The following is a 24,511-nucleotide window of genomic DNA, read 5'->3' on the forward strand; positions in this document are numbered from 1 at the left end:
GCTGAACCGGACCTATCAAAGCGCGCGCGGCAAAGCCAGTGACCTGTGGCCGGGTCCCGCCCTGCACACGCGATGCCGTTGCGATTGCGCGCGGCGGCACTTGGCCTTATAGGCGTGGCGAAACATCGTTCATTGACCGGAGAGCCCGCCATGTCCAACGCCGCACTCGAAACCGCAATCGAAGCCGCCTGGGAAGCCCGTGACGGCATCACGCCCGCCACCAAAGGCGAAGCGCGCGACGCGATCGAGGCCACGCTGGACGCGCTGGACAGCGGCAAGCTGCGCGTGGCCGAACGTCAGGCTGACGGCCAGTGGCATGTGAACCAGTGGGCCAAGAAAGCCGTGCTTCTGGGGTTCCGCATCAATGACATGGAAGTGCATGATGGCGGCCCGCAGTCGGGCGGCTGGTGGGACAAGGTCGACAGCAAGTTCAAGGGATGGGAAGCGGCTGACTGGAAATCCGCAGGGTTCCGCGCCGTTCCCAACTGCGTCGTGCGCCGCTCGGCCTATATCGCGCCGGGCGTTGTGCTGATGCCGTCCTTCGTGAACCTGGGCGCCTATGTGGACAGCGGCACGATGGTCGATACCTGGGCCACGGTGGGCAGCTGCGCGCAGATCGGCAAGAATGTGCACCTGTCGGGTGGCGTGGGGATCGGCGGCGTGCTGGAACCGATGCAGGCCGGCCCCACGATCATCGAGGATAACTGCTTCATCGGCGCGCGTTCCGAAGTGGTCGAAGGCTGCATCGTGCGCGAAGGCTCGGTCCTGGGCATGGGTGTGTTCATCGGCAAATCCACCAAGATCGTGGACCGCGAAACCGGCGAGGTCATGTATGGCGAAGTGCCGGCCGGTTCCGTCGTGGTCGCAGGCTCGATGCCCTCGAAGAACGGCATCAACCTTTACTGTGCCGTGATCGTCAAGAAGGTCGACGCACAGACCCGCTCGAAGACGTCGATCAACGAGCTGTTGCGTGACTGACCAACCCGAAAAGCCGAAAAAGAAGCCATCCCGCCAGCAGGTCTATACCCTGCTGGTCGAGGTGGGCCGCAAGGATGGTGACGGCTTGCCGCCGAAATCCACCGGCGCGGCGCTGATGATCTATGCCTCGGGCGTGGATGAGGCCGAAGCCGTACGCGAGACGGTGGCGATCCTGAAACAGGCAGACATGGCACCGCTGGATGTGACCGGCTATGGCACCCTTGAGGAACGCCTTGCGGATGGTCAGGAGATCGACGAGGACGAACGCGCCCTGATGGCCCGCGCCTTGGACGAAAACGCCGTCATCGTGGCGCAGATCACCCCGTTCGAAGACTGAAACCTGCCTTGCGAGCTTAGGCCGCCCGGCGTTCTGCCAGGGTGATTGCCTCGTAGGCCCGCAGCACCGGATAGGCTGAAACAGCATGGTCCGGCAGGCGCGACCGCTCGGATCCGGCCAGAAGACTGGCCGCCAGCCGGGCGGGATTGCGCCGTATCCGCCCGATGAAAAGACTTTCAAGGGGCGCGCCCGCCGCAAGGATCGCCTCGTGTCCGGGCAGCAGAACCTGGCCATAGGTCGCCGTCGGGCCTGTCGCGCAGAAATGGGCGGCCGTGCGATTGACGAGGTGTCGCGCCGGGACCAGCACGAATTCCTGGTCAAACAGGTATTCAACATCGGACCCGCCGATCACCAGCCGCTGTTCAGGCGACACGACGATATCCTGCTGCAAGCCGAAATAGGGTGCGCGCAACCGCACGGGGCGGAACATCCCGCGCGCGGGTACTGTGCGACGCAGCACCTGCAGCACGGGCTGGGTATTGCCATCCGCCAGCCGCATGACATCGCCCCGCTTGATCGCACCCAATGGCTTGTAACCATAAGTCGTGCACAGGGGCACACGCGCATCCAGGGTCGGCAAGGGACCCACGGGTTCGATCCGGGTCGAGACGGCGAAATACGTGACATCGGGATCCATGGACCGCATCGCAGGCGTCATCGTGACCGCATGCACATCGCCCAGCAACAGCGGCGGGGGATCGCGGAACTCGGTCAGGAACTGCCCGGGCGTGTTGAGCTTTTCAACCACAAGCCGCCCCCAGCGGGCCGGCGCATCCCAGGAATAGCTGATCCGCAATGTCTCATCGCCACCGACGGCATCATGCTTGACCACGCAGTGACACGCATCGCTTCCCTGGAACACCACCAAGGCGATACCGCCGCCGGGCAAGGCCCGCAGCGACAGGCCGCGCCGCCAGGGGTGGGTCTGATCCCATTCCAGCAGGGTCTGGGGCCGTCCGTCAGGTGCAAGACGCGCCTCCATCAGCAGCGTCCCCCGCATCAGAAGCGCCTGGGGGTCGTTGCGATGCAAGGCGGTTTCGGACTGGCCTGCATCACAGCCAAGACCTGAAGAGGAAAACCGCGGATCCGCCGGGTCTGAAATCGCGATCCATGCCATGTCAGGCCACCATTCTTTCGGTCTGCAGCAATCGGGCCTCGTAGCAGCGCAACATGCGGCGGGCAGCCGGGCCATAGCCCTGCCACGTCATCGGATCCAGGTCCGGCAAGATCGTCGTGATCTGGTCGATGACTTCAGCCTCGAATGACCGCACGATCTGCGGCCCCGGCAGGAAGCTTTCGGTCTCAAGACCTTCGGAAAAGACAACCTGGTGCCGGTCGAACAGGATATGGACATAGTCGACCATGCCGCCTTCGATCCGTCGCACCGATCGATCATTGACCAGATCTTGCGCCGCAACCAGAACCTCGCGTTCGCCGAAAAGAACCTCGGCCAGACTGTCGCGGATCAGAATGCGATGCAGCGGCGACACCATCAGGGCGCGATGGTCGCCAAAGGTATTGGCCGCGATCAGGATAGGGGCATGACTGTCCAGGGCCTCGACCCGGCGCCGGCCGATCCAGCGCAGAGGCTGCGGGCCGTCGTCCTTGGTCAGCACCAGATCGCCCGGCATCAGGCTTTCGACGGGTACCTCGCCCTTCGTGGTCAAAACCATCGTGCCGGCCACGAAACAGGGCACGGAATCGACAATCACGAAACCGGTGTCGGTCTGTCCGGTACTGCTGGCCACCGTGTAGGTGAAATTCGCCACCTCGACATTGCCATCGCCGACAAGGGTCAGTGTCCCGTCGGCGTTCACCGTGATCTGCTGACCCGTCCCAAGGGTCAGGACACTGCCCGCCACCACGGCCTGGCCATTGATATGGGTGATGGTCAGCACACCGCCCGTGGCATTCACGTCATTGTCAAGAACATCGATCACCACGGTGCCGTTGGGATAGATCTCGGCCATATCCGTTTGCGCGACCAGCACGGTCTGCACCGAATTTCCCGCGATCAGCACATTGGTGTCGTATTGCGAATCAAGCACATCCGCGATGCCGATACGGATCGAATTGACCTGACCGGGGTTGACCACCATCGTCAGGGTCATGGTGACGGTGAAGCCGTCCATCTCGGTGTTGTAGGGGCTGCCGACGTTCGAGATGAAAAGGTTCTGGTTGCTGCCCCCATTCAGGTTGTTGGGGTCGACATCGCCATCGCCCACCGCCAGTTCGACCTGCTGGCCGTTAACCCAGACCCCGAAGAAATCCTGATAGGCGCCATTGGCGAACTCGGGATATTCATCCGAGGAAAAGACGAACTGCATCGTCATCAGGTTACCGGTGGGGATGAAGTCCACATCCAGCCAGGCCGCGTCAAAGGTGCTGGTTCCGGCGGCCGCGTTGAACTGGGCATTGTTGTTGATGCCCGCTGTATCGGTACTGCGTGCGGTGCTCTGGTTGGCCTGGGTCGGGTTGGCATTGGTTCCCCCCGCCGCATTGGTGAAATCCGTCGCTCTGCCGGTCGACAGGATCACGCCTGTATCGCTTGGCGTGACAAAGGGCGATACGCTGTCGCCATTGCTGTAGATCCCTGAGGATCGCGCATCGCCAGTGTAGCTTGCGCTGACAACCGTGACGCCGTCGCCGAAGATCTCGTTCGCCATCTGCAAGGCAGAGGCATTCGTGTTCACAGGTAATTTGGATGCTGCAACCATTTACGTCCTGCCCCACTTTGCCAGAGAACAGGACAGCAACAGATCACACGGCCGCATTTCACGCGACACGTACCACGTGCCGGTCAGGACCGGCACCTTCGTTGATCGGGACCACGTTGGATCCTGCTGCTTGTGACCTGCCTCGGGTCTTATTGATTGAGGACGATCTAACACTTTCATCGCAGCACTGTTAACAACCTTGCAGCCACAGACCCGCTATCGCCATGAAATTGCGCCTTTTCTGACACATACATACAATCGGGGATGGTTTGCCGTTGCTGCAAAAGCAGTCTATCGATGGGCAACGCCACGAAAGGATGCCGCCCATGGCCCAGACCCATAGCAACGCGCCCGCCGCGATCGACCCCGCCGACCTGACCGTGCAACTGATCCGCTGCCCCTCGGTCACGCCCGAAGAAGGTGGTGCGTTGGTGCTGTTGCAATCCCTGCTGGAAAGCGCGGGTTTTACCTGCACCCGCGTTGATCGCGGCGCAGTGTCGAACCTGTTTGCCCGGTGGGGCGCCAAGGGGCATCCACATACATTCGGCTTCAACGGTCATACGGATGTGGTGCCGCTGGGCGATGAAGCGTCCTGGACCGTGCCGCCCTTTGGTGGGGTCATCAAGGATGGTCAGATCTGGGGCCGGGGCGCCACCGACATGAAATCGGGCGTCGCGGCCTTTGCCGCCGCCGCGATTGATTTCGTGCGCCAGACACCGCCCGATGGCGCGGTGATCCTGACCATCACCGGCGACGAGGAAGGTGACGCCGTGGACGGAACAACCGCGCTGCTGGACTGGATGCGCGACACAGGCGAAGCGATGAGCGTGTGCCTTGTGGGCGAACCCACCTGCCCCGAGCGCATGGGCGAGATGATCAAGATCGGGCGGCGCGGATCGCTGACCGCGTTCTTCACCGTGACCGGCGTGCAGGGCCATTCCGCCTATCCGCACCGCGCCAAGAACCCCTTGCCCGCCATGGCGCGCCTGATGGACAGGCTGTCCAGCCACGAACTGGACAAGGGCAATGATCATTTCGATCCCTCGACCCTTGCCGTGGTGACCATCGACACCGGGAACCCCGCGACCAATGTGATCCCCGCCCAATGCCGCGCCAGCGTCAATATCCGCTTCAATGACATCCATTCCGGCGCCAGCCTGACCGACTGGCTGCGCGCCGAGGCTGACAAGGTGGCCGCCGAATTCGACGTGCAGGTGGCGATGACCGTCAAGATTTCCGGCGAAAGCTTCCTGACACCGCCCGGCGATCTGTCGGACATGGTCAGCGCGGCGGTTCAGGCGGAAACCAACATCGTGCCGGTGCTGTCCACTTCGGGGGGCACCTCGGACGCGCGCTTTGTCAAGGATCACTGCCCGGTGGTGGAATTCGGACTGGTGGGACGCACCATGCATCAGGTCGATGAACGGGTCGAGATTGCCCATATCCACCAGCTCAAGGCGATCTATTCCCGTATCCTGCACAGCTATTTCCGCTGATCCGGGTCTGCGGTGATTTCAGGGGGCCGCATGTAGGGAAGAAGGCGATTCCCCATGACGGCCCCGCGCACCTGTGATAACCGGACAAAATGAGCCAGCTTCCCACCAAGGCCGAGATCCTGAACTGGATCGCGGACCACCCGACCCTCACCGCCAAACGCGACATTGCCAAGGCTTTCGGCATCAAAGGTGCTGCGCGGATCGACCTCAAGCGCCTGCTGAAGGAGCTGGAGGACGAAGGTCATCTGGCCAAGCGCAAAAAGACCTATCGCGACCCCGATCGCCTGCCCCCTGTCAGCATCGTGCAGGTCGGCCCGCCCAATGCGGAAGGCGACATGACGGCCCGCCCGCTGGAATGGACCGGCGAAGGACCCGAACCGCGCATCCTGATGATCGCGCGCGCCACGGACCCGGCCCTGGGTGAAGGCGACCGCATTCTGGCGCGCCTGACCGAAGTACGCGGGCAGACATATCATTACGAAGGCCGACTGATCCGCCGTGTCGGCACCAATCCGGCAAGAGTGCTGGGCGTGTTCCGCAAGACCTCGGAAGGGGGGCGGATTCTGCCCATCGACAAGGGTGACGGCAAGGAATGGCTGGTGCCCGAAGGCGCCACCGGCGGCGCCAAGGACGGCGAGCTTGTCGAGGCAGAGCAGGCCGGCCCCAAGGCCCGCATGGGCCTGCCGCGCGCCCGTGTGATCAACCGGCTGGGTGATCCGTCAGCGCCCAAGGCCGTATCGCTGATCGCCATCCACCAGCACGGCATCCCCGACGACTTCCCCGACGAGGTGATCGCCGAGGCGGACAGCATGAAGCCTGCGGGCCTGAACGGGCGCGAGGACATGCGCGACATGCCCCTGATCACGATTGATCCCTGGGATGCACGCGACCATGACGATGCCTGCTGGGCCCATGCCGATGACGATCCCGCCAACGCGGGCGGCCATGTGATCTGGGTCGCCATCGCCGATGTGGCGCATTACGTGCACCCCGGATCGGCGCTGGACATCGAAGCCCGAAAGCGGGGCAATTCAAGCTATTTCCCGGACCGTGTCGTGCCGATGCTGCCGGACCGTCTGTCAGGCGATCTGTGTTCGCTGCACGAGGGCGTGCCGCGCGCCTGTATCGCCGTGCGGATGCAGATAGACGCCGAGGGGCAGAAGATCGGGCACCGCTTCGTGCGCGGGCTGATGCGCTCTGTCGCCTCGCTCAACTACCGCGAGGTTCAGGAGGCCCGTGACGGCACCCCGAACGACAAATGCGCGCCCCTGATGGATCTGGTGATCACCCCGCTCTATGGCGCCTATGACGCGCTGGTGAAGGCGCGCGCGCGCCGGCAGCCGCTGGATCTGGACCTGCCCGAACGCAAGGTGATCCTGTCGGATGAGGGCAAGGTCACATCCGTCAACTTCGCCGACCGGCTGGACGCGCACAAGCTGATCGAGGAATTCATGGTGCTGGCCAATGTCGCCGCAGCCGAAACCCTGATCGCGCGCCGCTCGCCCCTGCTGTTCCGCGTGCACGAGGAACCCAGCCCCGAAAAGCTGGAAAGCCTGCGCGACACGGCCGAAGCCGCAGGGCTGGTGCTGGCCAAGGGGCAGGTTCTGAAAACCGCGCATCTGAACGCGCTTCTGGCCCAGGCCGAAGGCACGGATCATGACGAGCTGATCAATATCTCGACCCTGCGCGCCATGACGCAGGCCTATTACAGCCCGTCGAACTTCGGCCATTTCGGACTGGCGCTTCAGGCTTACGCGCATTTCACCTCGCCGATCCGGCGCTATTCGGATCTTGTGGTGCACCGGGCGCTGATCTCGGCCCACAAATGGGGCGATGACGGCCTGAGCCATCACGAGATCGACCGGCTGGAGGCGACCGCCCAGCATATCAGCGAGACCGAGCGGCGGTCGATGATGGCCGAGCGGGACACGAATGACCGCTATCTGGCGGCCTTCCTGTCCGACCGCCTGGGTGCGGAATTCAGCGGGCGCATCAGTGGCATCGCCAAGTTCGGGGCCTTCGTGAAACTGGATGAAACCGGCGCGGACGGACTGATCCCGATCCGGTCCCTGGGCAGCGAATATTTCCACTTTGACCGCGACAGGGGCACGCTGATGGGCGCGCAGACCGGCCTGACCATCGGACTGGGCCAGCGCGTGCGCGTCAAGCTGACCGAAGCCGCCCCCGTCACGGGCGGCATCGCGCTGGAACTGATCAGCATCGAGGGCCGTGACATGCCAAAGGGTCCGCCCGCCTCGCGCGGCAAACCGCCCAAGCGCGCCCTGGGCAAGGCAAAACACAAGGCAGACAAGCTGAAACGCAAGGCCAAACGCAGCCGTTGATCCGGCCATCGGCGAAACCTTGCAGCAGGCGTGACGTGCCCTACAGAACGCTTTTGTAATCGCAGGCGCTGCGCTACCATGTGGACAAAAGACCAAGCACAAGCGGGGCCGAGCATATGAGCATGAAATTCCTTATTCCACTGTCAGGCGTGATCCTGATGACAAATGCCGCCTGCGCGGGTCCGGTCGAGCGATCCTTGCGCCCCGAGGCGCGGCCTGCCGCCCTGTCTTCGGTCCAGCAGACCTCTGGCACCTCGACGCGCCAGGAGGTGCCGGCCGCAACGCGCGCGGCCTTCAATCGCTGGATCGACGGGTTCCGCGGGCGGGCCCAGGCCCAGGGCATCAGGGCCGATGTGCTGAACCGCGCCTTTGCCGGTATCAGCTACAATCCGCTGGTCATTGAACGCGACCGCAATCAGGCTGAATTCACCCGTCAGATCTGGGACTACCTGGACAGCGCCGCCTCGCCCGTACGTGTGGCAAACGGGCAAGCCGCGTTGCAGAAGCATCGCCGCACCTTGCAGGCGATCGAAGACCGCTTCGGTGTGGAGAAGGAAGTCGTGACAGCCGTCTGGGGCCTGGAAAGCGCCTATGGCGAGCGTCGCGGCACGATGGATATCGTGGAATCTCTGGCGACGCTTGCCCATGACGGGCGGCGCGGCCCCTTCTTCGAGGCGCAGCTGATCGCAGCCTTGCAGATCATCCAGGCCGGCGACGTCGATCCGCGAAGCATGACCGGCAGTTGGGCAGGGGCGATGGGTCATACCCAGTTCATCCCGACATCCTACCTGGCTTATGCGGTGGATTTCACCGGCGATGGCAAGCGTGACATCTGGTCGGATGATCCCACCGATGCGCTGGCCTCGACCGCGGCCTATCTCAAGCGGTTCGGCTGGACCAAGGGCCAGCCCTGGGGCGTCGAAGTGCGCCTGCCACGCGGCTTCAACGCGGGCCTGGCCAAGCGGGACATCAAGCGCGCGCCATCCGATTGGGCCGCGATCGGCGTGACCGACATGAACGGGCGCGCCGTGCCCAATCATGGTGCGGCCGCTATCCTTCTACCCGCGGGCGCATCGGGCGCGGCCTTCATGATCTTCGACAATTTCGCGGTGATCGAACGCTACAATCAGGCGGATGCCTATGTGATCGGGGTTGGTCACCTGTCGGACCGAATCAAGGGCGGCCCCGAGATCCAGACCCCCTGGCCGCGCGGCTACAAGCCTCTGTCCTTCGACGAACGGATGGAGATGCAGCAGCGCCTCCAGGCCCGCGGCTTCGGGATCGAGAAGATCGACGGTATCATCGGCCCCAACACGACCGAAGCCATTCGCGCTTTTCAGATGTCGGCGGGCGTCACGCCCGATGGTTTCCCCAGCCAGGACCTGTTGGCCCTGCTCAAGCGGTAGCCGCCGCGACGGATCAGGGGCGGCGGTCCTGGCCGCCCCATTGAGATGAGTATTTCTGGAAAGATGAAGCCGGCACAGCCATAATCCTTGCAGAACCGGGTGCTGGCGGGTGTAGCATGGGCCCATGCCGCGCAAGAACCCTTACCGCCCCTTCATCCCGGACCCGGCGCAGATGGCGCTGGCGCCGGCTGTATCGGGCAATGCCATCAACGGGCTTGGCGAGGATGCGCCGCGGCCCGCGCGCGTGGTCTACTGGGCGCCGGATCCTGACACGATACCCCATGGCGCAATGCAGCGCTGGTTCTATACCGTCGATCCGGGCGCGGCCCCGATCGTGGCGGCGCGGGCCGCGCGGCAGGTGATCCTGAACGCACCGCTGGCTGATCTGGCGCCTGAGCCGGTGGAGCGTGCCCCCGAGACCTGGACTGCCCTCCTGGAACGGTTCGTCGAAGACGGATTTTGCGAGAAAACCGGCGTGGCCGTGATGGACCCGGCTTGGGTCTATGAGGGGCAGGACATTGCACAATCGCGGGTGATCGTGCTGGGCGTTCAGCATGATTTCGACGCGATCAGCGCCGCACCCGAGGCCCTGGCGGGGGGCGAGGTGATCCGCCAATACGGCCGCGCGGCGGGCGCGGCCAAGGCCGTGGCCAGCTGGCTGCGCCAGCAAGGATGGGCGGCGGAGCCTGTGACCGGCCCGATGGCGGGCAAGCTGTTGCTGATCCCGCCCGCGCTGGCCTGTGGCTTTGGCGAACTGGGCAAGCACGGGTCGATCATCGACGCCGAAATGGGATCGTCCTTTCGCCTTGCGGCGGTGCTGACGGATGCGCCCTTTGCCCCGACCCCGCCCCAAACCCACGGGGTCGACGCATTCTGCACCAGTTGCCGCATCTGCGAGGATGCCTGCCCGCCCATGGCGATTGCCCCCGAGAAGCAGACCGTGCGCGGCGTGGAAAAGTGGTACGTGGATTTCGACCGCTGCCTGCCCTTTTTCAACCAGACCAACGGTTGCGCGATCTGCATCGCCGTCTGCCCCTGGTCGCGCCCCGGTGTCGGCCTTAACCTGGCGGCAAAGCTGGCCCGGCGCGCGGCGCGGGTGCAGGGGTCAGCAACGGACGCAGCAACGCCAGCGGATGCGCCCTGAGCGACAGGCGCATGGCGACGTAATCCTCGACCACCTCCTCGCCCAGGGTCATTGCCGGCAGATGGGCAGCGGGTTCCACGATCCCCTCGCCGTCCATGTCCAGCGCGAAGAGCGGCAGGGGCGCATCGGCGGTCAGGGCCTTGGCCTCCCATAGGGCCTGGCGACGGGTCAGGCCAAGACCCGCGAAGGCATCGGCCTCGGCCAGGCGGGCCACCACCGCAGGCGCCAGCCCCGCGCGGCGCCAGACATCGGCCACCGAGGGATAGCCATTGCCCCGCGCGGCGGACAGCCATGCGGCATCATCCTCGCGCAGGCCCTTGATCTGACGAAAGCCGAGGCGCAGGGCCAGCCCGCCCAGACCGTCAGGTTCCATCACATTGTCCCAATAGCTGTGGTTCACACAGACGGGGCGCACCTGCACACCATGTTCGCGCGCATCGCGGATGATCTGCGCGGGCGCGTAAAAGCCCATCGGCTGCGCATTCAGAAGCGCACAGGTGAAGATGCCGGGGTGATGGCACTTGAGCCAGGCCGAGGCATAGACCAGCAGCGCGAAACTGGCCGCATGGCTTTCGGGAAAACCGTAGCTGCCAAAGCCTTCGATCTGGCTGAAACACCTTTCGGCGAAATCCATGTCATAGCCGTTGCGCGCCATGCCCCGCAGGAACCGTGTGCGGAATTCGGACACGTTGCCATGTTTCTTGAAAGTGGCCAGCGAGCGGCGCAAACGATCCGCCTCGTCCGGGGTGAAACCTGCGCCGATGATGGCGATCTGCATCGCCTGTTCCTGGAACAGCGGCACGCCCAGCGTCTTGACCAGCACGTCGCCCAGCGCGTCAGACGGAAATTCCATCCGTTCCTCGCCATTGCGGCGGCGCAGATAGGGATGGACCATGTCGCCCTGAATGGGACCGGGGCGAACGATGGCGACCTCGATCACCAGATCATAGAAACAGCGCGGCTTCATCCGGGGCAGAAAGTTCATCTGCGCGCGGCTTTCCACCTGGAACACGCCCACGGAATCGGCGCGGCAGAGCATGTCATAGACGCGCGGATCCTCGGGCGGCAGGGTCGCCAGCCGGTGGCGCGTGCCGTGATGCTGCGCGATCAGATCGAAGGCCTTGCGGATGCAGGTCAGCATGCCAAGGCTGAGGATATCGACCTTGAGGATACCCAGCGTGTCGATATCGTCCTTGTCCCAGCAGATCACTGTCCGCCCCTCCATCGCGGCATTCTCGATCGGCACCAATTCATCCAGCCGCCCTTCGGTGATGATGAAGCCGCCGACATGCTGGCTGAGGTGGCGGGGAAAGCCCACGATCTCGTGGATCAGGGCCATGGTGCGGGCCAGGCGCGGCTCGGTCGGGTCAAGGCCGATCTCGCGCAGGCGGGCATCCTCGGTTCCCGACATGCCGTAGAACCCCCAAAGCTGCGAACTGAGCGCGGCGACTGTGTCCTGCGACAGGCCCATGGCGGCGCCCACCTCGCGGATGGCGCGCTTGCCGCGATAGTGGATCACGGTGGCGCAAAGCCCCGCGCGGTGGCGACCGTAGCGGTCATAGATATGCTGGATCACCTCCTCGCGCCGTTCATGTTCGAAATCCACGTCGATATCGGGGGGCTCGTCGCGGGCCTCGGAGACGAAACGCTCAAAGACCATGGTGCCGATTTCAGGGCTGACCGACGTGACGCCAAGGCAATAGCAGACCACCGAATTGGCAGCCGATCCACGCCCCTGGCACAGGATGCCACGCCCGCGCGCGAAATCGACGATGTCATGCACGGTCAGGAAATAAGGCTCGTAGCCCAGCTTGGTGATCAGGGTCAGCTCATGCTCCAGCATCCCGCGCACGCGATCCGGCGCGCCCTCGGGATAGCGCCAGTCCAGACCGGCCAGGGCCAGGCGGCGCAGGCGGGCGGTCGCCGTTTCGCCGCCCGTCACCTCGGACGGGTATTCATAGCGCAATTCGTCCAGCGAGAAGGTCAGACGCCCCGCCAGCGTGCCGGCCCGATCCACGGCATCGGCATGCGGGCCGAAAAGGCGGCGCATCTCGGCCTCGGATCGCAGGCGCTGTTCGCCATTGGCCAGCGCCGCGCGGCCTAGCCGGTCGACCGTGGTGCCGGTCCGGATCGCGGTCAGCACATCGGCCATCTGGCGGCGGCGGCCTTCGTGCATGATCGGCCTGGCCGAGGCGAGGGTGGGAATGCCCAGATCGGCGGCCAGCCGCGACAGGCGGTCGAAACGGGCGCGATCCTGCCCGTCATAACGCGGGGCCATCACCAGGTGCATCTGACGGGCAAGGCCGCGCGTCAGGCCGCGCGCCAGCAGCAGCCAGTCGTCGGCGCCGCTGTCGGGCGTGGTCATGTGTGGCGGGTGCAACAGCAGGTGCAGCCCCGCGGTCTGCCCCTCCAGATCGGCCAGCCGCAGATCACAGCCGCCTTTGGGTGCGCGGCGGCGGCCCAGCGTCAGCAGACGGCACAGATGTGCCCAGCCGGTCCGGTTTTCGGGCAGGGCGGTCATTACCAGACCTTCGGCCAGATGCAGCGTGGCGGCGGGGATCAGCCGCGGGCAGGTGAAGCGTGGTCCCTGATCATCCGGCGCGCGGGCGGGATCGGGCGGGCCGATCACACCATGGGCCGCCTGATGCGCCTGCCGCTCGGCGACCTGCCGCGCGATCTCGCGCGCGCTGGCATGGGCGCGCACGATCCCGGCCACGGAATCGGCATCGGCAATGGCGATCGCCGCTATCCCCAGGCTGGCGGCACGCTGCATGTACTCCTCGGGGTGCGAGGCCCCGGTGAGGAAGGTGAAATTCGAGGTGATGCACAGCTCTGCAAACATGTCATGGCAGAGTATATTCACGTTTTGTTCTTTTTCGAGTCCTATCATCGAGGCTATCTGCGACATCTGGCGCAGATGAGTATTTGTGGAACGATGAAAGGAACTGCCCTTGTCAGGCTGTCGGGCGCAGGCGCATCAAAAGGTAGATATTGAACCGGGCAAAATTCTCGCGGTTGCGCATCTGCTGGTTCAGGCGCTGATCAAGGCGTGCACGCTTGCGTTCACTGATCAGCGCGCGGATCGCGCGGTGCAGCACCCAGCGCAGGCGGGGCTTGTGGCGGGCAAGATCCTGGTCGACACGGGTCAGACCGTAGCCGAACACGTTGAACAGGCCCTGCTCGATCTCGACAGAGGGGGCGGCGGAGAGGGTCACGTCCTCTTCGCTGACCACCCTGAGCGGGAGAGAGGCCAGCGTCTCGCGGAAGGCGGCGATGCGGTGGCCGCCGCCCACGGGGGCCAACATGCGGTCGCCGGTATATTCAGGGCTGCGGAAGCAATCGGCCACGATGATCTCACCCCCGGGCGCCAGCAGGGTCAGGCATTTCGGCAGCCCCTGATCCAGCGGGATATACTGGAAGCTTTCGGAGAAAAGGCAGATGTCGAAGCTGGCCGGATCGGCCTTGAAATCCTCGAACATGCATTCATGCACACGCGCGGCCGGCGCATTGGCGCGGCAGCGCCCGGCCAGGAAGGGGCTGGGCACCACGATATCGACCGAATGCCCAAGGGCCAGCAGCTTTTTCGCGGTCTCGCCCGCGCCACCGCCGATATCAAGGATGCGGCAGGGCCTGTCCGGCAGCAGCGCGAACAGCCGGTCAGTATAGGCTTCCTGTGCGGCACGCAGATTGGCGGCGCTGACCTGCAGCCCGTCCCACAGCCCGTAATGCAGGTTTTCCGCACCCGTCAGCCATTTGGTGAATGCCAGCCCGACATCAAGGCCGATGGCCTGCGTATTGATCTTGTTCTTTCCCATAGGCGGCAGTTAGCCCAAACCGGGCGTTCTGGGAAGCATGTTTCCACAGCGCCCGCACGATTGCGCCGGGTCCGTGGCGTGATCAGATCAGCGATTCGAATTCTGCCAGCACTCGGGCATAGACCTCACGCTTGAAGGGCACGATGTGATCCACAAGATCGGAAGGATCAAGCCAGCGCCATTCCGAAAACTCCGGATGGCTGGTCAGGATATCGACCTGATCGTCGCTGCCATGGAACCGCATCAGGAACCATTTCTGGCGCTGCCCCCGGAACTGGCCCTGCCAGATGCGCGGCACGATCTCATGCGGCAGATCATAGGGGATCCAGTCGGCGGTTTCGGCGACCACCGTCACAAGATCAGGCGTCACGCCGGTTTCTTCCCACAATTCGCGCAGAGCGGCCTCCCGCGGTTCTTCGCCCTGATCGATCCCGCCCTGGGGCATCTGCCAGGCGGGCGTGTCATTATCCAGGCGCTGGCCCACGAAGACCTGGCCAAGCCCGTTGGCCAGCATCACACCCACGCAGGGGCGGTAGGGCAGGCGGGCGATCTGTTCCGGGGTCGGTGCCATGGTGTGCAGTTCCAGTCGTCTTGGGCGCCCCGCAGCCCGAAGGATGCGGGGCAGTTTGCGTGATCAGCGCATCGGCCCCAGCGCCGAGAGGCCCTTGAGGATGTCCAGCGCATAGGCCAGCTGATAATCATCTTCGCGCAGCTTGGCGGACAGTTCGGCCTTGGCGCGATCTTCCTCGATCTGGCGAATCTGGTCCTCGGTCAGGCTGTCATTGTTCAGAGAGCCACGCAGATCGGCCTCGGAACGGCTGGGCGCGGCGCTTTCCTCTTCCTCGGCAGAGGCAGGTTGCCGGCGCGGCTGCTCCACCAGGATGTCGGGCGAGACGCCCAGCGCCTGGATCGAACGGCCCGAAGGCGTGTAGTAGCGCGCGGTCGTCAGACGCATCGCCCCTTCACCGCGCAGCGGCATCACCGTCTGCACGGACCCTTTGCCGAAACTCTTGGTGCCGATCACGACGGCCCGACGATGATCCTGGAGCGCGCCGGCCACGATCTCGGAGGCAGAAGCAGAGCCGCCGTTGATCAGAACGACAACCGGCTTGCCCTGGGCCAGATCGCCCGGCGTGGCGTTGTACCGCTCTCCATCCTCGGGGTTGCGGCCACGAGTCGACACGATTTCCCCTTTTTCCAGGAAAGCGTCCGAGACGCGGATCGCCTGGGTCAGAAGACCGCCGGGATTGTTGCGCAGATCCAGAACGATCCCGCTGATCGCGTCGATCCCACCCGCTTCGGCAATCGCGTCAGACAGACCGGATTCAAGATTGCTGTAGGTCTGGTCGTTGAAGGTCGTGACCCGCAGCACCACGGCCTGCCCCTCGGTACGGGTACGCACCGCCGTCAGCTTGATCGTATCGCGAATGATCGACACATCGAACGGCTCGGCCGTGCCTTCACGCAGCACGGTGATCACGATTTCGCTGCCGACAGGGCCGCGCATCATGTCAACCGCCTGATCCAGCGTCAGGCCCAGCAGACTTTGACCATCCACATGGGTGATGAAATCGCCCGCCTCGATCCCGGCGGCATCGGCAGGCGTGCCGTCGATGGGCGAGACCACCTTGACGAAGCCCTCTTCCTGCGTGACCTCGATCCCCAGCCCGCCGAACTCACCACGGGTCTGCACGCGCATGTCGGCGGCATCTTCGGGCGACATGTAGCTGGAATGCGGATCAAGCGATGTCAGCATGCCGTTGATCGCCGCCTCTATCAGCTCGTTGGTATCAACCTCTTCGACATATTGCGCGCGGATCCTTTCGAAAATATCGCCGAACAGGTCAAGCTGCTCATAGACGCTGCTGTTTTTCGATGACTCCTGCGCCAGAAGCGGTGCTGCCAGCTGCGTTGTGGCCAGGACTCCGGCTATCGTCCCGCCGATCGCAACCATCACGAACTTGTTCATACCTAATCGTCCTCTCGCGTTGCAAACCATGCTTCCGGGTCCACCGGCGCATTATCCTGCCTGACTTCGATATAGAGCGTTTCCGAGCGCCCTGTTCCAGTCCCATTGCCTGAATTGGCAAGAATATCGCCAATTTCCGCATCCTGCCCGCCCATCAAGCCAAGGGGACTGCCTGCGGGGATCACTTCTCCGATGCCACCATAAACCACATCCAATCCGGCAAGCACGAAAAGAGTGCCGGATTGCGGCTCCAGAATCATCACGTTTCCGTAGTCCAGAAGCGGTCCGCGATACCGTATCGTGGCCGCTGTCGGCGCAGAGACCAGCGCGCGTGGCCGGGTGGCCAGCAAAAGACCGGGCCGCGTGATACCGGCGGCATCCGCCTCGCCCGCGCGGCGCAGGATCTGGCCCTGGACCGGCAAGGGAAGTTTTCCGCGCATGGCGGATATATCGGGAAGCTCGCTGCGATCCTCGTCTGTCGTGATCTGGGACAGCCCGCTGGCAAACCCTTCCAGCGTTTCTGTCGAGGCGATCAGAATGGCCGTCCGCACAGGATCGGCGGTGAAGCGGCGCGGCAGATCGGTGCGATCCGCCACGGCCTGCGACAAGGCGGTACGCGCCTCCTGCACACCGTTCAGGCCAGTCTGAAGGGTTTCGGCCGCATTCTGCTGCAACAGCCGCAGGGTCGAGATTTCCTGCAACTTGCGGCGCAGATCATCGGCGCGCAGGTTCAGCGCAGGCGTCACATCGGCCAGGATCATACCCGCCCGCGCGGTACCCATCGGCCCTTCGGGATGCAGCAGCATCACCGGCGAAGGGCGGCTTCCCATGCTTTGCAGAACACCCAGAAGCTGGGCGATCTCATCCTCGCGCGATTGCAACTCGCGGGTCAGACGCGCCTCGCGCAGGCTGGCACGGCGCAGGCCGTCGCGCATCGCCTCAAGCCCGTCCTCGAAGGCGGCGACCGTTTCGGTCAGGGCGCGCACCCGGTCGCGGGCTGATTCCGCCGCATCAAGCTGCCGCGTCGCCTGATCCAGACGTTCTGCCGCGGCCTTTGCCGCCTGGCCGGCCTCTGCATCGCCGCCCGTTTGCGCCCGCACGGGTGCGCCGCCCAGGGACAACGCAGAGATCAGCAGCACAAGGGCAAGATGTCGGATCATGCGATCAGGCTTTCCCCTGTCATCTCGGGCGGCTTGGGCAGATCCATCAACTGCAGAAGCGTGGGGGCCAGATCAGCCAGCCTGCCAGGTTTCAGCCGCGCGCCCGCAGGTCCCCCGATCAGCGCCACAGGCACCGGGTTCAGCGTATGCGCGGTATGCGGCCCGCCGGTGTCAGGATCGACCATCAGCTCGCAATTTCCGTGATCGGCGGTCACGATCATCGCACCGCCCACCTCGTCCAACGCGGCCAGGACACGGGCAAGCCCCTGGTCCACGGCTTCGCATGCGGCAATCGCGGCCTTCAGATCGCCGGTATGCCCGACCATGTCGGGATTGGCGTAATTCACCACGATCAGATCGTAATCGTCATGGATCGCCTGCACGAAATGATCCGTCACCTCTTCGCAGGACATCTCGGGTTGCAGATCGTAGGTCGCCACCTTCGGTGACGGCGCCATATAGCGATCCTCGCCTGTTTCGGGCTGTTCCTCGCCACCGTTCAGAAAGAAGGTGACATGGGGATATTTCTCGGTCTCGGCCAGACGGAACTGGCGCTTGCCGTGCTTGGCCACCCATTCGCCCAGGGTGTTCACAAGCTCGCGCGCGGGGAACACCGTCGCCATGTAGGCGTTGTGGCCCTCGGAATATTCGACCATGCCCAACAGCGCGGACCACGCCGGGCGCTGGCCGGCATCAAAGGCGTCAAACCCCGGCTCACCGATGGCGCGCAGGATTTCCCGCGCCCGGTCGGCACGGAAGTTCAGGCAAAAGAACCCGTCCCCATCCCTGGCGCCCGCGTAATCCCCGATCACGGTGGCCGTGATGAACTCATCGGTTTCCGAGCGGTTGTAACCCGCGGTCACGGCGGCATGGGCGCTTGCGGCGTGCAGCCCCTTGCCATGCACCATGACTTCATAGGCTTCGGCCACGCGTTCCCAGCGGTTGTCGCGGTCCATGCTGAAATAGCGCCCCGTCAGCGTGCCGATACGCGCCCCCGCCGGCAGGGCCGCCTGCAGGTCTTCCAGATAACCATAGGCGGATTTCGGCGCAACATCGCGCCCGTCGGTCACCGCATGGAGAACCACGGGCACACCGGCCCCGGTGATCGCCCGCGTCGCGGCAAGAATATGGCTGATGTGGCCATGCACCCCGCCATCCGATACCAGCCCCATCAGATGCGCCACGCCGCCGGATGCCTTCAGCGCCGTGATGAAACCCTGCAAGGCCGCGTTGTTGAAGAAACTGCCATCTTCGATCGCAAGGTCGATCTGACCCAGATCCATCGCCACCACACGTCCCGCACCGATATTGGTGTGACCCACTTCGGAATTGCCCATCTGCCCCGTCGGCAAGCCCACATCGGGGCCATGGGTGATCAACAGGTTGTGCGGGCAGGTCGCCATGATCCGGTCGAAGGTCGGCGTATGGGCCAGTGCGGGCGCGTTCGCCTGCCGCTCTTCCCGGTGGCCCCAGCCGTCCAGAATGCACAGCACTACGGGTTTCGGGGTCGTCATCGTCCAAGTCTCCTGCCTGATACGATGCCTCTTAACCCTTTGTGGGCCGAGGGTGAACCGCTTTCGCGCGCCTGCGACCCCATGCAGCGACGGGATCGCCGTTGCGGGATCTGGCGCCGCTGGGTCAGTTCGACGTCCCCATCAGCCCTTCCGGCTGCCCGACGACGACAAAGCTCAATCTCGCGGGGTCCAGCAGGGTACGCGCGACGCGGTTCGCATCCGCAAGCGTGACGGCATTCACCTGATCGTTGCGGGTGGCGGCATAGTCGATGGGCAGGCCGCGCATCTGCATGCCGACGATGATATTGGCAATCGTCCCGTTCCCGTCAAACCGCAGCGGATAGGCCCCGGTCAGGTAGGTCTTGGCATTGTCCAGCTCGTCCTGCGTGATGCCATCCTGTTGCATCCGTGCCCATTCCGCGCGGATCACCTCGACCGCTTCGGCAACCCGGTCATTGGCCGAGGCAACCGAGCCGCCCCAGATCTGCGCCAGGTCACGATCGGCAAGGTAGGTGTAGACGCCATAGGTCAGGCCCCGTTTTTCGCGCACTTCGGTCATCAGGCGGCTTTCAAACCCGCCGCCACCCATGATGTGATCCAGAATGAAGGCGGCGAAGAAATCGGGATCCTCCTGGCCGATACCGGGCTGACCGAACAGCACGACGGATTGCGGCGTGGGAAAATCCACGACATCGACACCGCCGCGAAATTCAGGCGCGGCAGGTCCCGGCAGGGCTGCACCCGTCGCCGGCAACGCGCCCAGCAGATTGTCCAGCAAGGCGCCAAGCTCGGCCTCGGTGATATCGCCCACGGCCGACACGTGAATGCGGTCACGCGCCATTGCCCCTGCATGGGCGGCCACAAGATCATCGCGGGTCAGGGCGCTGACCGTGTCGATCGTACCGTCCAGCGAAGATCCATAGGGATGATCGCCATAGACCAGACCGTCGAACCGGCGCGATGCGATGTTTTGCGGGTTCTTCTCATCCGACCGCAAGCCGGACAGGACCTGCGCGCGAACCCGTTCGATGGCGTCGTCGTCAAAACGCGGCTGGATCAGGGACTGGCGCAGCAGATCGACAGCCGCATCCCGGTTCTCGGTCAGAAACTGCGCCGACACCGACAGCGCATCATCCGAGACCGAGTAACGGAACGACGCCGCAAGCCCGTCACGCGCACGGGCAAAGGCGCGTGCATCCATCTCGCCAGCCCCTTCTTCCAGAAGCGCCGTCATCAGGTTGGTGACGCCGCGCTGTTCCGCCGCCTCGACCGAGGCGCCGCCACGGAACCGGATTTCCAGCGCCGTGAAGGGAATCGCATGATCCTCGACCAGCCAGGCGGTGATACCGCCGGGGCTGACAACTTCCTTGATCTCGATCGCGGCGCGCACCGGCAACGCGGCCAGCGCCAGCATCACGGGCAGAATGAAACGCAACATCACTGGGTCACCTCCTCGGCCATCAGCCAGCCGGTCACGGCCTGCCTGCGGTCCAGCACCATTCTTGCTGCGGCCAGAACGTCATCGGCCGTGACGGCCTGCAACAGGTCGGGCCAGGCCTGCACATCCGCAACAGTCAGCCCCTGCGTCAGGGCGCGGCCATAGCGGTTGGCAATCGATTCCACGTCATCGCGGGCATAGATCTGCGCCGCGCGCATCTGCATCTTGATCCGCTCCAGTTGTTCTGCATCGACGCCGGTGTTCAGGAAATCGGCCAGCACACGATCCATCGCGGCCTCGGCCTCCTCCAGGCTCACGCCTTGGGATGGCACCACGACCACGTCGAACGTGGTCCGGTCCAGCGCGGTTCCGCCGTAGAATGCGCCGGTGAAGGTCGCGATCTGGCTGTCGAACTGAAGCGCCTCGGCCATCACCGATGTCGTGCCTGACCCCAGGACCTCGGCCAGAACATTCAGCGCCGCTGCGGTCTCCTGCGCGCCACTGTCACGCTCGGGCGCCAGGTAGGACCGGCTGACATAGGGCTGGGCCACGCGCGCATCCCGATAGATCAGGCGCCGTTCGGCGGTTTGCGGCGGCTCGCTCGGGCGCAGGCGTTCACGCAGGTCCGGATTGGCCGGGATAGGGCCGTAATGCTGCTCGGCCAATGCGCGCACCGCATCCGGGGTCACGTCACCCGCAACGATCAGGATCGCGTTGTTCGGCGCATAGAACTGCTTGTAGAAGGCCAGCGCGTCATCGCGGTCCAGCGCCACCATTTCATGACGCCAGCCAATGATCGGCACGCCATAACGATGGTTGAGATATTGCACCGCATCCTTCTGTTCGCGGAACAGGGCGGCGGGGCTGTTCTCGACCCGCTGGTTGCGCTCTTCGATGATGACGTCGCGTTCTGTCGCGATCTCGGCATCGTCCAGGCGCAGATTGACCATGCGGTCCGCCTCCATCTGCATCATCAGGCCAAGCCGGTCTGACGCGACACGCTGGAAATAGGCGGTGTAATCGTAGCTGGTAAAGGCGTTGTCGCGCCCGCCGTTGCGCGCCACGGTGCGGGAAAACTCACCCGACTCCATCTTCTCGGTGCGCTTGAACATCAGGTGCTCCAGGAAATGCGCGATCCCCGAGGCCCCGGCAGGCTCATCGGCCGAACCGGCACGATACCAGACCATGTGCATGACGACGGGCGCGCGATGGTCCTCGATCACGACGACGTCCATGCCGTTCTCAAGAGTGAAGGACGTCACCTGATCATCGGCAAGGACGGGCCGGGCCATGGCATGTGACAGCGCAAGGACAAGGCCAAGCGTAACAGCAGACAGACGCAGCACGGTATTCCTCCTGAGGCTGGGTTATCCCTAAATTAGGAAGTGAGGCCCCGGCTGCAACCCGGACTGACGCAGATGTGACGGATCAGCGCCGTTCAGGCGGCGGCGCGGACGGGGTTGCCACCCCCATGCGGCGGAATCGCCGCAACTCGGCATAGGGATCGGTCATCTCGCTGCTGTAGACCTCGTGATAGCGGTCGACATCGCGGAACAGCCGGAACTTGGTGAACCGGGACCGGTTGCGCTGGAACGCGTCATCCTCGGCGGCCAAGGTCATGCGGATATCGCTGGACACGCCATTTCGCGCCACATGCCGCACCATGGCCGCGTCCGAGGCGGCAATCCCTTGTCCGGACAGCGCGGCAGGCCGCCCGCCAAGGGCTGCGACACCATCGGCCAGGGGATTCTGATCGGTCAGGTTGGTGCCGCCCGGCGTCGGCGCAGGCAGGCTTGCCATGTCCGCAGGCATCTCCAGCGGCTTCGCCGGCAGGACCGAAAATTCATCAGGCCCCGCGCCAAAGGCGCGCAGATCGCGCAGCTGCAGCTCTCCCTGCGGTCGCGAACAGGCCGAAAGGGCCAGAACGGCCACCAAGATCATCCCATGCGTCAGACGCATTGCCACCCTCCTGACGTTTCCGTTCCCAGCATTATCCGATCATGCGCCAATCGTCACGGGGCCTTTTTCTCGCCGGTGAAAAGAACCAGCCCCAATGCCCCCAGGAAGATCGAGATATCGGCGATATTGAACGCATAGGGATTCTGGAAACCGCAGCAGGACATGTTCAGGAAATCCGCAACCGCCCCGTAAAGGACCCGGTCCACCACATTGCCCAGCGCGCCGCCGACCAGCAGGCCCGCCGACACCAGGCCCAGCGGCCCCGGCGGCTCCTTGCGGACCCACCACAACACCCCGCCCGAAATGACAAGCGCCACCGCGATCAACAACCATCGCATGTTGTCCGCCGCCTGCGAGAAAAGCCCGAAATTGATGCCATAGTTCCAGGCCATGCGCAGGTTCAGATAGGGCGGAAACACATCGATCGCGCCCAGCACGGCAAGGTCCATCACGTGGACCACAAGGTATTTCACCGCCTGATCCGCGACAAAGATCACGGCCGCGACCCAGAAAATCAGTCTCATGCGCTCTCCTTGCCGCTCGGCTTGTCATCGACGCGATGAAAGCCCGGTTTCTTCTTGCCGAAAATATCCCCGCCGGAGGCATCCCCGCCCCGGCAGGTATGCAACATCACCGGTTCAGTGCCGGAAATGCCGCATGCCCGTAAAGACCATCGCCAGACCGGCCTCGTCCGCCGCCGCGATCACCTCGGCATCGCGCATCGACCCGCCCGGCTGGATCACCGCGGTTGCACCGGCCTCGGCGGCGGTCAGCAGACCGTCGGCGAAGGGAAAGAACGCGTCCGAAGCGACAACCGACCCCTGCGTCAGCGGCGTGGACAGGCCCAGCGCCTCGGCCATGTCCTGCGCCTTGCGCGCGGCGATCCGGCAACTGTCCACGCGGCTCATCTGCCCCGCGCCCACACCCACGGTCGCCCCGTCCTTCACATAGACGATCGCATTCGATTTGACATGTTTCGCCACTTTCCACGCGAACAGCAGATCGGCCAGTTCAGCCTCGCTGGGCGCACGTTTCGTCACGACCTTCAGATCATCCAGACCGATATGGCCATTGTCCTTGTCCTGCACCAGATAGCCGCCCGACACCTGCCGCCACGTCAGCGCGGCCTCGGCCGGATTGGCCAGGCCCGGCGTGATCAGCAGCCGCAGGTTCTTCTTGGCCGCGAAGATGTCGCGCGCGGCCTGATCGGCCCCCGGCGCGATCACCACTTCGGTGAAGATCTGCGCGATCTCCTCGGCGGTGGCGGCGTCCAGCGTGCTGTTCAGCGCGATGATCCCGCCAAAGGCGCTGGTGCGGTCGCAATCGAAGGCCCGCGCATAGGCATCCTTGAGGCTGGTGCCACGCGCCACACCGCAGGGATTGGCATGTTTGATGATCGCGCAGGCCGGCCCGTCGGAGGGCGCGAATTCGCTGACCAGTTCAAAGGCCGCATCGGTGTCATTGATGTTGTTGTAAGACAGCTCCTTGCCCTGCAACTGCTGTGCGGTCGCCACGCCGGGTCGGGCGCTGCCATCCAGGTAGAAGGATGCGGACTGATGCGGGTTCTCGCCATAGCGCAGGCTTTGGGCCAGCTTGCCCGCCACCACGCGACGGCGCGGCGCGGTCTCGCCGATGGCGGCCGCCATCCAGGTCGACACGGCGGCATCATAGGCCCCGGTGCGCGCATAGGCGATTTGCGCCAGCCGCTGCCGGAATGTCAGCGACGTGGCGCCATCATGCGCCTCAAGCTCGGCCAGCAGGGGGGCGTAATCCTCGACATCGACCACGACATTGACGAAGCCATGGTTCTTGGCGGCCGCCCGGATCATCGCGGGTCCACCGATATCGATATTCTCGATGCAGGTCTCGTAATCCGCACCTTTCGCCACGGTTTCCTCGAACGGATAGAGGTTGACCACCAGCAGGTCGATCGCGCCGATGCCATGCGCCTCCATCGCGGCCAGGTGATCGGCATTGTCGCGCAGCGCCAGCAGGCCGCCATGTACCGCCGGGTGCAGCGTCTTGACGCGGCCATCCATCATTTCGGGAAATCCCGTGACATCGGCCACGTCCTTGACCTCCAGACCGGCCGCGCGCAGCGTCGCCGCCGACCCGCCCGTGGACAGCAGTTCGATCCCGCGCGCCGCCAGCGCGTGGCCCAGGTCCAGCAGCCCGGTCTTGTCGGATACGGAAATCAGCGCGCGGCGCACTGGGTGCAGGTCGGTCGTCATGGTTC

Annotated in this window: 19 protein-coding genes; 6 read left to right on the top strand and 13 right to left on the bottom strand. The window is 64.4% G+C overall.

Annotated elements, in window-relative coordinates:
* The first annotated feature begins 150 nt into the window (after positions 1-150).
* Both dapD and ACFQ3C_RS14500 read left to right on the top strand, forming a co-directional pair.
* Entirely contained in the window at positions 151-978 is an 828-nt protein-coding gene (dapD, locus tag ACFQ3C_RS14495) for a 2,3,4,5-tetrahydropyridine-2,6-dicarboxylate N-succinyltransferase (RefSeq protein ID WP_380793220.1), read from the top strand.
* Positions 971-1,315 carry a hypothetical protein gene (locus ACFQ3C_RS14500; RefSeq protein WP_380793222.1) on the top strand — a complete coding sequence of 115 codons (345 nt, stop codon included), beginning with the start codon at positions 971-973 and terminating at the stop codon, positions 1,313-1,315. The genes dapD and ACFQ3C_RS14500 overlap by 8 nt, the downstream gene beginning before the upstream one ends.
* Before the next feature lie 16 nt (positions 1,316-1,331).
* Here ACFQ3C_RS14500 and ACFQ3C_RS14505 read toward each other — a convergent pair whose 3' ends face one another.
* Complete coding sequence (locus ACFQ3C_RS14505; RefSeq protein ID WP_380793224.1) at positions 1,332-2,432, bottom strand: Hint domain-containing protein; 1,101 nt, start codon at positions 2,430-2,432, stop codon at positions 1,332-1,334.
* 1 nt (position 2,433) lies between these two features.
* Positions 2,434-4,032, bottom strand: coding sequence for a Hint domain-containing protein (locus ACFQ3C_RS14510; RefSeq protein ID WP_380793226.1), 1,599 nt, complete (start codon positions 4,030-4,032; stop codon positions 2,434-2,436).
* Between the two features lie 326 nt (positions 4,033-4,358).
* Here ACFQ3C_RS14510 and dapE point away from each other — a divergent pair, with 326 nt between their 5' ends.
* The 4 genes from dapE to ACFQ3C_RS14530 all read left to right on the top strand — a co-directional run bounded on the left by dapE (position 4,359) and on the right by ACFQ3C_RS14530 (position 10,420).
* Positions 4,359-5,528: a succinyl-diaminopimelate desuccinylase gene (gene dapE, locus ACFQ3C_RS14515; RefSeq protein WP_380793228.1), complete on the top strand. Its 1,170-nt coding sequence runs from the start codon at positions 4,359-4,361 to the stop codon at positions 5,526-5,528.
* Between the two features lie 89 nt (positions 5,529-5,617).
* Positions 5,618-7,870, top strand: coding sequence for a ribonuclease R (gene rnr / locus ACFQ3C_RS14520; RefSeq protein ID WP_380793230.1), 2,253 nt, complete (start codon positions 5,618-5,620; stop codon positions 7,868-7,870).
* A 116-nt stretch (positions 7,871-7,986) separates the two neighbouring features.
* Positions 7,987-9,276, top strand: a complete 1,290-nt coding sequence (locus ACFQ3C_RS14525) for a lytic murein transglycosylase (RefSeq protein WP_380793232.1) — start codon at positions 7,987-7,989, stop codon at positions 9,274-9,276.
* A gap of 124 nt (positions 9,277-9,400) precedes the next feature.
* Positions 9,401-10,420 (top strand): 4Fe-4S dicluster domain-containing protein, encoded by a 1,020-nt coding sequence (locus ACFQ3C_RS14530; RefSeq protein WP_380793233.1) that lies wholly within the window; start codon positions 9,401-9,403, stop codon positions 10,418-10,420.
* On the opposite strand, the gene ACFQ3C_RS14535 is transcribed toward ACFQ3C_RS14530, so the two are convergent.
* From ACFQ3C_RS14535 to purH, 11 genes are all read right to left on the bottom strand, one after another.
* On the bottom strand, positions 10,335-13,262 hold the full coding sequence (locus tag ACFQ3C_RS14535; protein ID WP_380793235.1) for an error-prone DNA polymerase: 2,928 nt from the start codon (positions 13,260-13,262) through the stop codon (positions 10,335-10,337). The two genes, ACFQ3C_RS14530 and ACFQ3C_RS14535, sit on opposite strands and share 86 nt — an antisense overlap.
* Before the next feature lie 112 nt (positions 13,263-13,374).
* Entirely contained in the window at positions 13,375-14,235 is an 861-nt protein-coding gene (locus ACFQ3C_RS14540) for a class I SAM-dependent methyltransferase (RefSeq protein ID WP_380793237.1), read from the bottom strand.
* A gap of 82 nt (positions 14,236-14,317) precedes the next feature.
* On the bottom strand, positions 14,318-14,806 hold the full coding sequence (locus tag ACFQ3C_RS14545; RefSeq protein ID WP_380793238.1) for an RNA pyrophosphohydrolase: 489 nt from the start codon (positions 14,804-14,806) through the stop codon (positions 14,318-14,320).
* Between the two features lie 63 nt (positions 14,807-14,869).
* Positions 14,870-16,204, bottom strand: a complete 1,335-nt coding sequence (locus tag ACFQ3C_RS14550) for a S41 family peptidase (RefSeq protein WP_380793240.1) — start codon at positions 16,202-16,204, stop codon at positions 14,870-14,872.
* 2 nt (positions 16,205-16,206) lie between these two features.
* Complete coding sequence (locus ACFQ3C_RS14555) at positions 16,207-17,364, bottom strand: murein hydrolase activator EnvC family protein (protein WP_380793242.1); 1,158 nt, start codon at positions 17,362-17,364, stop codon at positions 16,207-16,209.
* A complete protein-coding gene (gene gpmI / locus ACFQ3C_RS14560) occupies positions 17,361-18,878 on the bottom strand; it encodes a 2,3-bisphosphoglycerate-independent phosphoglycerate mutase (protein WP_380793243.1) in 1,518 nt (505 codons plus the stop codon). Before gpmI ends, ACFQ3C_RS14555 begins: the two co-directional genes overlap by 4 nt.
* A 124-nt stretch (positions 18,879-19,002) precedes the next feature.
* Positions 19,003-20,316: a M16 family metallopeptidase gene (locus ACFQ3C_RS14565; protein WP_380793245.1), complete on the bottom strand. Its 1,314-nt coding sequence runs from the start codon at positions 20,314-20,316 to the stop codon at positions 19,003-19,005.
* Positions 20,316-21,608: a M16 family metallopeptidase gene (locus ACFQ3C_RS14570; protein ID WP_380793360.1), complete on the bottom strand. Its 1,293-nt coding sequence runs from the start codon at positions 21,606-21,608 to the stop codon at positions 20,316-20,318. The genes ACFQ3C_RS14565 and ACFQ3C_RS14570 overlap by 1 nt, the downstream gene beginning before the upstream one ends.
* A gap of 136 nt (positions 21,609-21,744) precedes the next feature.
* Entirely contained in the window at positions 21,745-22,275 is a 531-nt protein-coding gene (locus ACFQ3C_RS14575; RefSeq protein WP_380793247.1) for a DUF3035 domain-containing protein, read from the bottom strand.
* 53 nt (positions 22,276-22,328) lie between these two features.
* Positions 22,329-22,799, bottom strand: coding sequence for a signal peptidase II (gene lspA / locus ACFQ3C_RS14580; protein ID WP_380793249.1), 471 nt, complete (start codon positions 22,797-22,799; stop codon positions 22,329-22,331).
* A gap of 114 nt (positions 22,800-22,913) precedes the next feature.
* Positions 22,914-24,506, bottom strand: coding sequence for a bifunctional phosphoribosylaminoimidazolecarboxamide formyltransferase/IMP cyclohydrolase (gene purH / locus ACFQ3C_RS14585; protein ID WP_380793251.1), 1,593 nt, complete (start codon positions 24,504-24,506; stop codon positions 22,914-22,916).
* Positions 24,507-24,511 lie beyond the last annotated feature (5 nt).

The sequence above is a fragment of the Seohaeicola saemankumensis genome, assembly GCF_042678485.1.
GTDB lineage: Bacteria > Pseudomonadota > Alphaproteobacteria > Rhodobacterales > Rhodobacteraceae > Seohaeicola > Seohaeicola saemankumensis.